Here is a 12,662-nt window from a genome sequence, read left to right as displayed (position 1 = left end):
CCATGCTTGATTGTTATACGATGGAGAAGGACCAGGTTTAGACACGCTCCACATTGATCACCTGCACATATGATACCGTAAAAGGTGATTGTGAGGTGATCAATGAATGTCGATGTCACCATATATGAGATTTCCGTCTGTGGGGCACGGGTATGCATCTATTCCGCATTCCTTAAAGCACGGATACGGCAATCCATACCGCATGCAAAGAGAGCAAGAGGAAATGCTCAGACGTTATATGTACCAGTACCGGACTTATTGGTATTAAAGAAAAGGAGCAGGAAACCATGACGTTTCCTGCTCCTTTTACGTTAGCAAATCCAGCTTGCACCAATGATGATCAACAAAATGAACAGTACAACAAGCAATGCGAATCCGCCTGCAAAACCGCCACCGTAGCCACCGCAGTAGCCTCCAGAATAACCGCCAAAGCCCATAATCTAGCACCACCTTTATCTAATCAAGATACATTTATAAATTATGCAGCTCATGCAGAAAACGAAATCAATCTGAGCACAAATAATGAAAACGCCTATTCAGGTTAAAAAAATTTTCACTTTCTGCGAAACATTTTCTGAAAAGGAGCGTCTTATAAGAGACAAATAAATTAGGACTAGGTCTTAATTTTTGTAAGGTGAGAGCCGATATGAAAAGTAAGGAAATTTGTAAATAGTTTTATTTACTGGTGAAAAGCAGGTGTTAACATTGATTCAAAGCTGGATTGGAAAACAAATGAGGGAACCAAAAGGCTTGTTCTCAAAATGGGTTGCCCGCTATATGGAAAAAAATCATCATAATATCAATGAATGGACGATTCAACTCTTAAATATACAAGAAAATGACCGAATTTTAGAAATTGGGACTGGAAGAGGCATCACCTTATCAAAGGTAGCTGAAAAACTTGACCGCGGAAAAGTATATGGAGTGGATGCCTCTCGCCATATGATTAAATATGCAAAAAGAAAACATAAGAAGCTTGCGGAACAGGACAAAGCCGTCATTACGCTTGGTAAGGCTGAGCAATTACCTTTTGAAGACAGATCATTCAATAAATTATTTACGGTGCAGACGATCTATTACTTGAAGGATATTGAGCAAGTCATGAAGGAAGTGTACCGCGTCCTTCAAGTGGATGGAGAAGTATTTTTATCTTTCCAAAAGCAGGAGCTGATCAACGAACAAAAACGGTCAACATCTTTTTCATCGTACAGTGAAGAAGAGATCAGCCGTCTGTTTTCAGCATATCACTTTAGAGAAGTCTCGGTTTATCACTATGATACATACATCTGTATCAAAGCCTTAAAATGATGAAAATATTTCCCAGGTAATGAACAAGCACTCAAAAAAGAGGCTCTTCGTCAGAGGAGCCTCTTTGCCTGCTATAAAAAAAGGTTCTTCATCAGAAGAGCCTTTTGTATGTGATATAGGCGCCAGCCAGGTGTGTAAGGAATGATAGTATATATAAGGAATTTGTTTGTCGATTAAGGATACCTGTCTGGCTTATTTCTTATATCGACACCGTTCTGCAAAAGTTTAGCTTTTTTTTCAATATTTTCTTTTTTATTTCGCTGAAAGACACATTTTTCTTTCTCACATAGACATGTGACTCCCTCTTTTTCACATAATGTGCTGTTTGAAGAAGGAAATTGCTTAAGAAATAGAGAAAATTGTAGAGACTTCATTTTTAAACAAAAGGGAGGAATGAAATCATGTCGGGAAACAAAGGTGTCGTTTATAAAGGAGCAGGAAAAGTAGCAGTTGAGGATATTGGATACCCTGATTTGGTCTTAAAAGACGGCCCGGGTGTACCTAAAGCCAATGTGGGGCGCAAATGTGAGCATGGCGTCATTTTAAAAGTAGTGACGACGAATATTTGCGGAAGTGATCAGCACATGGTGAGAGGGCGTACGACTGCACCTGAAGGACTTGTCCTTGGTCATGAAATTACAGGTGAAGTCGTGGAAGTTGGGCGAGATGTAGAGTTTATTCAAAAAGGAGATCTCGTGTCCGTTCCGTTTAATATTGCATGCGGACGCTGCGTCATGTGTAAGGAACAAAAAACCCATGTGTGCTTAAATGTAAACCCGGACCGCCCTGGCTCTGCCTATGGATATGTAGATATGGGCGGATGGGTTGGCGGCCAATCCGAGTATGTCATGGTTCCATATGCAGATTTTCAACTGCTCAAATTTCCAGACAAAGATCAAGCGATGGAAAAAATACTTGATCTCACGATGCTTTCCGATATTTTCCCGACAGGTTTTCATGGTGCTTATACGGCTGGAGTAAAGCCTGGTTCGACCGTATATATTGCAGGTGCTGGGCCAGTAGGTCTTGCAGCAGCACATTCGGCTCAGCTTCTTGGCGCATCTGCTGTGATTGTTGGAGATCTGAATGAGCAAAGACTGGAACAGGCAAGAAGCTTCGGCTGTGAGACGATCAATCTACGAAAACATGATCGAATCGGCGAACAAATTACGAATATTTTAGGGGAGCCAGAAGTTGATTGTGCCGTCGATTGTGTCGGCTTTGAAGCTTCGGGTCATGGAGACCAGGGAGAAGCACCAGCAACTGTTTTAAATACGATTATGGATATTACTAAAGTTGGCGGCAAGCTTGGAATTCCAGGGCTTTATGTCACAGAAGATCCAGGAGCAGTGGATGCCGATGCAAAAGTCGGTTCTCTGAAAGTGCGAATTGGACTTGGCTGGGCGAAAGCTCATACCTTTGTGACAGGTCAAACCCCTGTTATGCAATATCATCGCAGTCTAATGAAATCCATTTTAAGCGGCAGAGCACAGATCGCTAAAGCCGTCAATGCGACCGTCATTGACCTTGATCAAGCCCCTAAAGGATATAGTGACTTTGATTCGGGTGTGGCGAAGAAATTTGTCATTGACCCGCACGGGATGCTTTCTCGATAATTTTTAACATGAAAGGAGCCGCTCAATAAAATGGGACGGCTCTTTATTGTGGAAAATCACATAGAATATACAAATCCATTTCAAGGGGGAGGAATTAGGATGAATTCAGATCAAGCCAAAAGAAGGGTTGTAGAACAATTTGGGAGAAATGCAGAAAAGTATGTGACGAGTCAAACTCATGCAAAGGGAGCAGACCTGGATCTAATTGTTGAATGGACAGCTCCAGAAGAAAGCTGGACCGTCCTCGATATAGCAACTGGTGGCGGGCATACCGCAAAAGCATTGGCTCCATATGTGAATCAAGTATTTGCGACGGATTTAACGAAAGAGATGCTTTCGCATACATCACTTCATTTAAAAGCGTATCCACAAATTTTTTATGTAGTAGCGGATGCAGAAAGCCTTCCTTTTTTAGATGGCACATTTGATATGGTCACATGCCGAATTGCAGCACACCATTTCCCGCACCCTGAACAGTTTGCCAAAGAGGCATCTCGCGTATTAAAGTCAAATGGTCTGTTTTTCTTTATTGATAATGTTTCGCCAAATGATGAAGAGCTTGCACTATTTATCAATGAGCTGGAAAGATTGAGAGACCCAAGTCATGTGTCCTGTCTATCTACAGAACAATGGCGGAAATTGTTTTATAAAGAGGGAATAAAAGAAGTAAGATCAATGGAACGAAAAAAACGTTACCCTTTTCAAGAATGGGTCAAGCGAACAACGAAAACTTTAAAGGAAGAAGAGATCGTTACAAAATACATGTTAGATGCTAACGAGAAAATAAAGCAATATTATAGATTGAACATGACAGAGGATCAGATAGAATCAATAGAGGTGGATGACTGGATTGCTCTTTTCAGGAAAGAATAAAAATGTTGATTAAACTTTTCTGGACAAAACAGACTCAAACATTTGTGAAGGGTGACACCCCTGTGCTGTAATATGACCGAAATTTGTATTTGATCCGCATAAATTGATTAAAAAACTTACAAGAACACCTTGTAAGTTTTTTGTTTTCAAGATTTAAAAAAGCCTGTACTATTCTCCTGCATTCCGTAACATGTTAAAATGAAAAGATTGGAAATATAAGTATTTAGTAGATTTCTTTACTATATATTAAGATTTGATTGGATGATATTTATTATAAGGGATTTTATGTGAGAGAAAGATAGACAGAATAGAGGAGAGAGATAGGTTGCTAAAAGTACAAGACATTAAGAAAAATTATGAGAATCAGCAGGTATTAAAAGGGGTAACCTTTCACTTAAAAAAAGGAGAATCATTTGGTCTATTGGGACCGAATGGTGCTGGGAAATCCACATTAATTGGCATCTTGACAGGGCTTATCCGAGCAACTAGCGGCTCTGTAACGATTGAAGGTTTAGATTTAAACAAAGAAACAAATAGAGCACAGCAAATGATTGGTATTGTCCCGCAAGAGATCGCGTTATATTTACATTTGACAGCAAAAGAAAATTTAATATTTTGGGGGAGAATGTACGGACTCAAAGGAAAGGAGTTAAAAAGCAGAGTACAAGAAACACTTCAGTTAATTGGTCTTGAAGATAGAGCAAATGACAAAGTGAAAGTATTCTCTGGAGGAATGAAAAGAAGAGTGAATATCGGATGCTCGATTTTGCATCAACCGAAACTATTAATCATGGATGAACCGACTGTAGGTATAGATCCACAATCAAGAAATCACATACTAGAAACAGTAAAAATGTTAAATAGTGAAGGGATGACAATTATATATACTAGTCATTACATGGAAGAAGTCGAATATTTATGTGAAAGAATGGCTATTTTGGACCACGGATCGATCATTGCAATGGGGGATCAACATGAATTAAGTGAGCTTGTCGGCAATCAAAGGGAAATTATTTTTACTATTAAACGTGAACATGGACAGAGCGAAATAGATCGTGTGTGCCAATACATAAATGATGAAGATCCGTTAAAGGAAATCGTGATTCATGGAAATCAAATTAAAATATTTGATCAACATCCTCAACAGCTATTAAGTCGTCTCATTCAAGGTGTGACTGCATTAAATGTTCAAATTATTTCAGCAGAAATCGTAGAACCAAACTTAGAAAATGTTTTTTTATATTTAACTAGTAAAAAATTGAGAGATTAGGCTGTTTGGAGGTGAGCATATGAGCATTTGGGTTGTACTGAAAGATCTATTATTGTTTTTTAGGGATAAGAAAAGCTTTTTTACACTTTTTTTTATGCCTATCATATTAATTGCTATTTTAGGTGCAGCATTTGGAGATAACATGAAGAAAGATAGTGAAATCAGGATCAATTCATTTCGAGTAGGAATAACAGATCAAGATAAGTCCGCTACAAGTAAAATGTTTCTTTCAACAGTGTCTAAGAGTGAACTAAGTGACATATTTGATGTGAAGGTCACCTCGAAAAATCAGCTAGAGAAAGATTTAAATAGTAGAGACATTACAATGGGTATAATCATCAAGCCGAATTTTGAAAAAAGCCTATTGAATCATGATCATGTGCAATTGAATATTTTGAAAGGGCCTAATTCAAACTTACAGGAAATGGTTCTGAAAAATGTGGTTTTGCAATTCTTTCAAAATTATCATATGAATCGTATTCTGGTGCCGTTGAATCAAGGTAAAGAAGTAGAAATCGCGTCTGATCAACTGAAAAAAGAACTGGTGAACGAGAGGAATATTCATATCAACAGCCAGCCGATTACATCCTTCCAATACTACGCAGGTGGGATGGGTGTGCTTTTTTTATTAATGACTGTTGTTTTTTTAGTTGGAAGTATGATAGAGGAAAAAGAGGAAGATGTTTATAAAAGGCTGATTGTATCAAAATTAAGCAATACTAGTTACATCGTTGGGAAGTTATTAGGTATTGTTTTGATGAGTATGATTCAACTTGCGGTTATTATTTTATTTACTAGTTTTGTCTTTAAGGTGAACTGGGGAGAGCCTTTTACTGTTGTTATGATCGGATGTAGTTTTATATTAAATGCTGCGGGTTTCGGGGTGCTGATTGGTTCTTTTATCAATAGAGAAAAAACGTTTAATAGTGTGGGGATTTTAGGAACTCAAGTGTTAGCTGCTTTAGGTGGGAGTATGGTGCCCTTATACTTATTCCCACAATGGGTGATTGATATCAGCTATTTTTTACCTAATTCTCTTGCACTTCAAATGTTTTTGAAAAATATGGCAGGTGCTGATTTTAGTGAAATTCAAAGCGGATTATTACTTAGCTGTGGGATGGGACTAGCTTTCTTCATCATTGCTTTATTAAGAATGTCTTTTGAAAGGAAGCATCGTTATGCATAAAATATTAGCCATTATAACGTTAAAGTTAAAAGAAACATTAAAGTCCCCATTGACCCTCATTTTTTTATTTGTTATGCCAATTGTATTTAGTTTTATCTTTGGAAGTACCGCATCTGATTCAAAGAAACCTACAGTTGCTTTTATTCTAGAGCCTAGTCAAGGTAAACTGGATCAAGAAATTTTTCAAATTCTCGAAAAAAACACCAAATTTCTCTGGGTAAAGGCGACTGAAAGGGACGCAAAAGATTTAGTATCTGAAGAAAAGGTAGTGGCGTCTGTGAAAGTCGCAAACCAATTAAAGTCCCATCTAAAAGAAAATAAAGAAATTTTTGATGTGACAGTTTATAAGAAAACTGAAGAATATGCAGTCTTATCTCCTTATTTAAAAGAGACAGCTACCATCATTTATCAAATCAATCAGGGTGTGAAAAAGCAGAAAAGTGTTTCTCTCACTAATGCATTGAACAAGTTAAATGAATCTGGCACCATTTCATTGATTGAAAAAAATCAAGATGATCAAGCAAGCCAGCAACCAAATTTAATACCGCTTGGCTTTACCATTATGTTTATGATGTTTGCGATTTCAAGCTCTGTGTCATCTATTCATTTGGAGTATAAAGATTATACATGGCAAAGATTGCTTTCGAGCCCAATTCATAAAATATATGTGCTGCTGGGCTATTTAATGGCTTATTTCCTTCTTGGATGGATACAACTGGGTGTTCTTTTGACCGTCTTATCTGTGTTCTTTCATGTGTATTTAGGCAATCTGTTTCTTATTTTAGTGTTCGGATCATTTGTTATAGGGCTAGTCGTGAGTTTAGGTTTTATGATTGCCGCCTTATCTCATACAAAAAAGCAGGCTGAAGTATTTAGTGCAATTGTCATTGTAGGATCGTGCATGCTGGGTGGTATTTATTGGCCTTTAGATATCGTTCCAGACATTATGAAGAAGGTCTCTTTGGCTATACCGCAAACGTGGATGATGTCTGGTTTTGGTGAGATCATGAGCGGTACTGTCAACCAATCAATCTTATTATTAGACATAACAGTTTTAGCTGCTTTTACGATTGTTTTTATGGTGATTGGTTTGAAAAATATCAGATCCTATTAATCACTTTTCTTCGTTTCATTTTAGTTTTTAAAAACCCTCTATGGCTCTCAATTGCGATAGAGGGTTTTTTATTCATGCGTACTCCTCAAAATGATATGATAGACGACAACATCTCATGGAGAAAGGATTGGATGAATGATGAATTTTCAACATAAAACCGTCATCATCACAGGCGCAGCCAATGGTATTGGTGAAGCGATCGCCTCCGGTTATGCAAAAGAAGGGGCGCGTGTGGTGCTTGCGGATATAGATGAAGAGAAGGGGAAGCGTTTGGAGGAGCAGCTGAGAAAGGAGTCCTATGAAGTTTATTTCATTAAAACGGATGTGAAACAGGAGAAGGATATTCAGCGCTTAATGTCGTTTGCTGCGGAGCACTGCAAAACGATTGATATTCTCATCAACAATGCTGGCGTCATGTGCACAGTATCGCCTTATGAGTTAACGGTCGATGAGTGGGATCATGTGCTGCATACAAATGTAAGAGGGACTTTTTTATGCGCTAGAGAAGCAGCACGTTATATCAAAGAGAATCCAAACGGCGGTTCCATTGTGAACATTTCATCTACTCGTGCGACCATGTCAGAGCCTCATACGGAAGCATATGCTGCATCAAAAGGCGGGATTTCCGCGCTTACTCATGCCTTGGCGGTTTCTTTTAGTCAGGATCACATTACGGTGAATAGCATTTCCCCTGGATGGATTGAAACGAAGGATGAGAAAAGTCTTCGAGAAATTGACCATCAGCAGCATCTTTCCAATCGAGTCGGCACGCCAAAGGATATTGTGAAAGCCTGTTTTTATTTAACAGATGAAGACAATCAATTTGTGACCGGCACAGATTTGGTTGTTGATGGCGGCATGACTAGAAAAATGATTTATGCGGATTAACATGAAAAAAATATTGACGCTTTGATCGAGGCGCAGTACAATATGTAACAATTCAGCTGAAGATCGTGATGAAAAAAAGACACAGCGCAAATAGAGAAGAGTACATCATAGCTGCCCCACACAGAGAACTCCGTCAAGCTGAGAAGGAGCTGGGAAGCATGATGGAACCAAGCCTCTTAGCTCTGCACCGGATTCCCTCGGATGGTGGTGCAGCGAACTTCTCCCGTTACAGAGAAGGGTGAATGATCACCCGCTAAGGTTCATCTGGCAACAGATGAATGAACTGAGGTGGCAACGCGGAGTAAATCCCGTCCTCAAGACAGACATGTCTTGGGGGCGGGATTTTTTTATGACAAATAGGGGGATCATGATGAAAAAACATTGGCGGGATATGAGTATTTTACTTGGAGCCATCGGGATTGCGAACATAGGAGAATGGATTTATATGATTGCCCTCCATCTGCTTATTTTTCAAGAAACGGGCTCTGTACTTGCTGTAACAGCAGTTTATTTACTAAGACCGGCTGCTGCTCTTTTGACCAATAGCTGGTCCGGCAGTTTGATTGACAGGCTGAATCAGCGGAATGTGATGATCAGTTTAGATATTATCCGTGCTCTGCTCATTGCATGCATCCCTTTTGCCTTATTTTCAGGACATCTGCTCATTCTGTATGTCATGGTGTTTTTCATACAGATGGCACAAGCGATGTTTCATCCAGCGTCGATGGTGTATATGACAGGACTAATCCCGGCGGATAACCGAAAACGGTTTAATGCCATTCGCTCTTTATTACAATCCGGTGGATTTTTACTTGGGCCCGCGGCAGCAGGTCTGCTCTTTCTCATCGGGACGCCTGTTCTTTCAATATATGTAAATGCAATCTGCCTGTTGATATCTGCTCTGTTAACGATGTGTTTACCGAATTTGCTCAAAACAGATGCTGCCCAAAAGCGGTTTTCCCTTTCAATGTTAAAAGAGGATGCAAAGCTTGTTCTGCGTTTTAGTCTGACATCACGCCAGATCATGACGGTATATTTATTATTTAGTGCCGCGATATCGGTCCTTCCTACGGCCATAGACTCACTTGAAACAGCCTTTGCAAAAGAAGTATTGATGCTGACTGATACACAATATGGCCTTCTTGTCAGTATAGCTGGAGCGGGTATTATCGCAGGGGCAAGTCTTAATTCGGTCATTGTCGAAAGGCTGTCAGTTTCGCTGATGCTTGGAATCGGCAGTTTGTTTGTGGCGTTTGGCTATCTTATTTATGCATTTTCCAGCAGTCTAGTTGCAGCCGCCGGTGGATTTTTTATATTAGCCTTCTTTTTAGCATTTGCGAATACAGGTTTTATGACGTTCTATCAAACAAATATCCCCGTAGAGGTGATGGGGAGGGTAGCCAGCTTTTATGCTTTGGTTGAAGCCATTCTGACGATGACCATGACAGGAATATTCGGCGGACTCGCTCATATTCTATCGATCAGAATTTCCGTCATCATCGGGTGTCTATGTATGCTTCTTATCTGTCTATTGCTATGTTTTGTCATCTTTCGTCCATTGACTGCCAAAAAAATAGTGCATCCTACTTAGAAAATTAAAAAAATTATGTTATCATTATTTAAGTAAGTTAATTAAATTGATGAGAAAAGGAGTCTTACAAATGAAAGCACTACGCTGGCACGATCAAAAGGACATTCGACTAGAGGAAATTGATGAACCAACAGTTGCTCCAGGAAAAGTGAAACTGAAAGTAAAATGGTGCGGCATTTGCGGTAGTGATTTACATGAATATTTAGGCGGACCGATCTTCATTCCTGTGAATGAACCTCATCCACTTACAAAAGAAAAAGCACCCGTTACACTGGGACACGAGTTCTCTGGTGAAGTTGTTGAAGTAGGAGAAGGCGTGAGCAATTACAAAGTAGGCGACCGAGTGGTTGTTGAACCTATTTTTGCAACTCACGGACATCAAGGTGCTTATAACTTAGATGAAAACATGGGCTTTTTAGGGCTTGCCGGAGGCGGCGGTGGATTCTCTGAATATGTATCAGTCGATGAAGAATTACTTCATTTATTACCAGACGAAATCTCATATGAGCAAGGCGCGCTTGTCGAGCCTTCTGCAGTTGCTTTATATGCGGTTCGTTCTAGTAAAGTACAAGCTGGGGATACAGCGGCTGTGTTTGGCTGCGGACCAATCGGTTTACTTGTCATTGAAGCATTAAAAGCAGCTGGTGCTACTGATATTTATGCAGTTGAATTATCAAAAGAGCGCCAAGTGAAAGCAAAAGAGCTTGGAGCGATCATTGTTGATCCATCTCAGTATGAAGATGTTGTTCAAGAAATTGCTCGCCGTACAAACGGTGGCGTCGATGTTTCTTTTGAAGTGACAGGTGTACCTGTTGTATTGAAGCAAGCAATCCAATCAACTAGAATTTCAGGCGAAACAGTCATTGTAAGCATTTGGGAAAAAGGCGCTGAAATTATGCCGAATGACATTGTCATTAAAGAACGTACAGTAAAAGGAATTATCGGCTACAGAGACGTATTCCCATCTGTATTAAACTTAATGAGAAAAGGCTATTTCTCTGCAGACACACTCGTCACGAAAAAAATCAAGCTGGACGATGTGATCGAGGATGGCTTCCATGCATTAATCAATGAAAAAGATCAAGTGAAAATTTTAGTCAGTGCTGAATAAGTAAGATAACAAAGAGGATGGCATAAGCCGTTCTCTTTTTTTATGTATTCAGATCATTTTCATAAAGGGAGCTGCGGTCGAATAGTGATAAGTGAAAAGATGTTTTTGATAAGGGAGATGACATCGTGTTTTATCACATCAAAGAATTGCAATATGAAGCAAAGCCCTCAAAGCCGGATCCGGTGTATGCAAAGAAATTACAAGAAGTATTAGGCGGTCAATATGGTGAAATCAGCGTGATGATGCAATATTTATTTCAAGGCTTTAATTGCCGGGCAGATCAAAAATATAGGGATTTATTATTTGACGTGGGAACAGAGGAAATTGGTCATGTCGAAATGCTGGCAACGATGATTGCGCGTTTACTTGATAATGCACCAGTTAAGGAACAAGAAGAAGCGTATCAAAGTGATCCTGCACTTGCAGCTGTCATGGGCGGAATGAACCCGCAGCATGCGATTGTTGCAGGTTTAGGGGCAATGGCAGCGGATAGTCAAGGATACCCGTGGAATGCCAAATACATCATTTCAAGCGGAAATTTAATGGCGGATTTCAGAGCCAATTTAAATGCAGAGGCCCAGGGCCGCCTTCAGGTCACAAGACTTTACGAAATGACAGATGACCGCGGCGTCAAAGATATGCTCTCCTTCCTCATTGCTCGTGATACATATCATCAAAATATGTGGATTGCCGCAATTAAAGAATTAGAAGAGCGAGAAGGAGATGTCGTCGTACCAACCACCTTCCCTCGTTCACTAGAAAAACAGCAAGTATCCTATGACTTGTTTAACTTCTCAAGAGGGGAAGAAAGTAAGCAAGGCAGATGGGCACATGGCCGCAGCATGGATGGAAAAGGAGAGTTCAGATATATTTCTGCACCTGTCGTATTCGGCTCTGCACCAAAGCTCAAACCCGCACCAAAAGAACTATTTAACACACCAAAAAAGGGTGAATAAAAAAGTCGATCAGGTTTTTGTGCCTGATCGACTTTTTAACGTCCGAGAGTTCTTCCGTATACACTGACACGTTTCTCTAATAATGCAAAGGCTAATTCAAAGACAATGCTCAGCAGCCAATAGATCAAAGCAGAGACGAGATAAGTTTCTAAAAACTGATAGCCGTCATTTGCAATGATCCGGGAAATACCCATGATTTCGAGTACCCCAATTGTAAACGCAAGAGATGTCGCTTTTAATAACTGAACGAGCTGATTGCCTAGGTTTGGTAAGGCCACAACAAATGCCTGCGGCAAAATAATGCGTATCATCGCCTGACGTGTGGTCATGCCTACAATTTTTGCCGCTTCAAGCTGCCCTTTGTCTACTGCCAGAAGTGCACTTCGGACCACCTCTGTTAAATGAGCGGCTGAATGCAGGCTGAAGGTAATAAGAGCCACAGCTAAAGGGGAGACCATATCTGGATGAAAGGTCAGTCCGAATGTGCCGCTCATACTGGTTAGAAGAAAAGGGAGCCCATAAAAGAAAGCGAACAGTTGAACAATAAGCGGCGTTCCTCTAAAAAAGGAGACGTATAGCGTAACGAGCTGTCTGAGTACAGGGATGCGAAAGAGGCGAATGAAAGCAAAAACAGATCCGATCACAAGACTCACAGCCATGGAAACAAGAGCAATTAATAATGTGAAAGGAACACCTTTTAGAATATGTGGTACTTGGTCAATCGCAAATGGAATATCAATGGTTTGCAT

General features: G+C 39.9%; 13 protein-coding genes. 11 read left to right on the top strand and 2 right to left on the bottom strand.

The annotated features are described in order from the left end of the window. Positions 1–106: 106 nt before the first annotated feature. Positions 107–268 carry a hypothetical protein gene (locus AAYR28_RS12120; protein ID WP_155267112.1) on the top strand — a complete coding sequence of 54 codons (162 nt, stop codon included), beginning with the start codon at positions 107–109 and terminating at the stop codon, positions 266–268. A 43-nt stretch (positions 269–311) separates the two neighbouring features. On the opposite strand, the gene AAYR28_RS19065 is transcribed toward AAYR28_RS12120, so the two are convergent. Then, positions 312–437, bottom strand: coding sequence for a YjcZ family sporulation protein (locus AAYR28_RS19065; protein ID WP_008342643.1), 126 nt, complete (start codon positions 435–437; stop codon positions 312–314). Positions 438–705: 268 nt separating this feature from the next. Between AAYR28_RS19065 and AAYR28_RS12110 the strand changes: the two genes are divergently transcribed. The 10 genes from AAYR28_RS12110 (at position 706) to AAYR28_RS12065 (ending at position 11,913) form a co-directional block, all read left to right on the top strand. Further along, on the top strand, positions 706–1,308 hold the full coding sequence (locus AAYR28_RS12110) for a class I SAM-dependent methyltransferase (RefSeq protein WP_024427897.1): 603 nt from the start codon (positions 706–708) through the stop codon (positions 1,306–1,308). A 401-nt stretch (positions 1,309–1,709) separates the two neighbouring features. After that, positions 1,710–2,924 carry a formaldehyde dehydrogenase, glutathione-independent gene (fdhA, locus tag AAYR28_RS12105; protein ID WP_024423097.1) on the top strand — a complete coding sequence of 405 codons (1,215 nt, stop codon included), beginning with the start codon at positions 1,710–1,712 and terminating at the stop codon, positions 2,922–2,924. Positions 2,925–3,023: 99 nt separating this feature from the next. Then, the gene (locus AAYR28_RS12100) at positions 3,024–3,797 is read left to right on the top strand and encodes a class I SAM-dependent methyltransferase (RefSeq protein ID WP_120208345.1); all 774 of its coding nucleotides are present in this window, start codon (positions 3,024–3,026) and stop codon (positions 3,795–3,797) included. A 325-nt stretch (positions 3,798–4,122) separates the two neighbouring features. After that, positions 4,123–5,067, top strand: coding sequence for an ABC transporter ATP-binding protein (locus AAYR28_RS12095; RefSeq protein WP_120208267.1), 945 nt, complete (start codon positions 4,123–4,125; stop codon positions 5,065–5,067). A gap of 19 nt (positions 5,068–5,086) precedes the next feature. Next, on the top strand, positions 5,087–6,253 hold the full coding sequence (locus AAYR28_RS12090) for an ABC transporter permease (protein WP_120208265.1): 1,167 nt from the start codon (positions 5,087–5,089) through the stop codon (positions 6,251–6,253). Beyond that, the gene (locus tag AAYR28_RS12085; protein ID WP_120208263.1) at positions 6,246–7,367 is read left to right on the top strand and encodes an ABC transporter permease; all 1,122 of its coding nucleotides are present in this window, start codon (positions 6,246–6,248) and stop codon (positions 7,365–7,367) included. The genes AAYR28_RS12090 and AAYR28_RS12085 overlap by 8 nt, the downstream gene beginning before the upstream one ends. 138 nt (positions 7,368–7,505) lie before the next feature. Next, positions 7,506–8,255 (top strand): SDR family oxidoreductase, encoded by a 750-nt coding sequence (locus AAYR28_RS12080; RefSeq protein WP_120208343.1) that lies wholly within the window; start codon positions 7,506–7,508, stop codon positions 8,253–8,255. Between the two features lie 370 nt (positions 8,256–8,625). Continuing rightward, complete coding sequence (locus AAYR28_RS12075; protein ID WP_120208261.1) at positions 8,626–9,846, top strand: MFS transporter; 1,221 nt, start codon at positions 8,626–8,628, stop codon at positions 9,844–9,846. Between the two features lie 70 nt (positions 9,847–9,916). Continuing rightward, positions 9,917–10,957, top strand: coding sequence for a 2,3-butanediol dehydrogenase (locus AAYR28_RS12070; RefSeq protein WP_024427903.1), 1,041 nt, complete (start codon positions 9,917–9,919; stop codon positions 10,955–10,957). Between the two features lie 125 nt (positions 10,958–11,082). After that, entirely contained in the window at positions 11,083–11,913 is an 831-nt protein-coding gene (locus AAYR28_RS12065; protein ID WP_041118071.1) for a manganese catalase family protein, read from the top strand. A 35-nt stretch (positions 11,914–11,948) separates the two neighbouring features. On the opposite strand, the gene AAYR28_RS12060 is transcribed toward AAYR28_RS12065, so the two are convergent. Further along, positions 11,949–12,662: an amino acid ABC transporter permease gene (locus tag AAYR28_RS12060; protein WP_034279995.1), complete on the bottom strand. Its 714-nt coding sequence runs from the start codon at positions 12,660–12,662 to the stop codon at positions 11,949–11,951.

Source organism: Bacillus safensis (assembly GCF_039619585.1).
Classification (GTDB): Bacteria; Bacillota; Bacilli; order Bacillales; family Bacillaceae; genus Bacillus; species Bacillus safensis.
The sequence above is the reverse complement of the archived record's forward strand: the minus strand, read 5'-3'. Positions and strand labels throughout refer to the sequence as shown.

Coding starts and splice junctions, on each gene's coding strand:
- AAYR28_RS12075 (WP_120208261.1), top strand. CDS start 8,626: ATGAAAAAACATTGGCGGGATATGAGTATTTTACTTGGAGCCATCGGG.
- AAYR28_RS12070 (WP_024427903.1), top strand. CDS start 9,917: ATGAAAGCACTACGCTGGCACGATCAAAAGGACATTCGACTAGAGGAA.
- AAYR28_RS12085 (WP_120208263.1), top strand. CDS start 6,246: ATGCATAAAATATTAGCCATTATAACGTTAAAGTTAAAAGAAACATTA.
- AAYR28_RS12100 (WP_120208345.1), top strand. CDS start 3,024: ATGAATTCAGATCAAGCCAAAAGAAGGGTTGTAGAACAATTTGGGAGA.
- AAYR28_RS19065 (WP_008342643.1), bottom strand. CDS start 437: ATGGGCTTTGGCGGTTATTCTGGAGGCTACTGCGGTGGCTACGGTGGC.
- AAYR28_RS12090 (WP_120208265.1), top strand. CDS start 5,087: ATGAGCATTTGGGTTGTACTGAAAGATCTATTATTGTTTTTTAGGGAT.
- AAYR28_RS12120 (WP_155267112.1), top strand. CDS start 107: ATGTCGATGTCACCATATATGAGATTTCCGTCTGTGGGGCACGGGTAT.
- AAYR28_RS12060 (WP_034279995.1), bottom strand. CDS start 12,662: ATGCAAACCATTGATATTCCATTTGCGATTGACCAAGTACCACATATT.
- fdhA (WP_024423097.1), top strand. CDS start 1,710: ATGTCGGGAAACAAAGGTGTCGTTTATAAAGGAGCAGGAAAAGTAGCA.
- AAYR28_RS12080 (WP_120208343.1), top strand. CDS start 7,506: ATGAATTTTCAACATAAAACCGTCATCATCACAGGCGCAGCCAATGGT.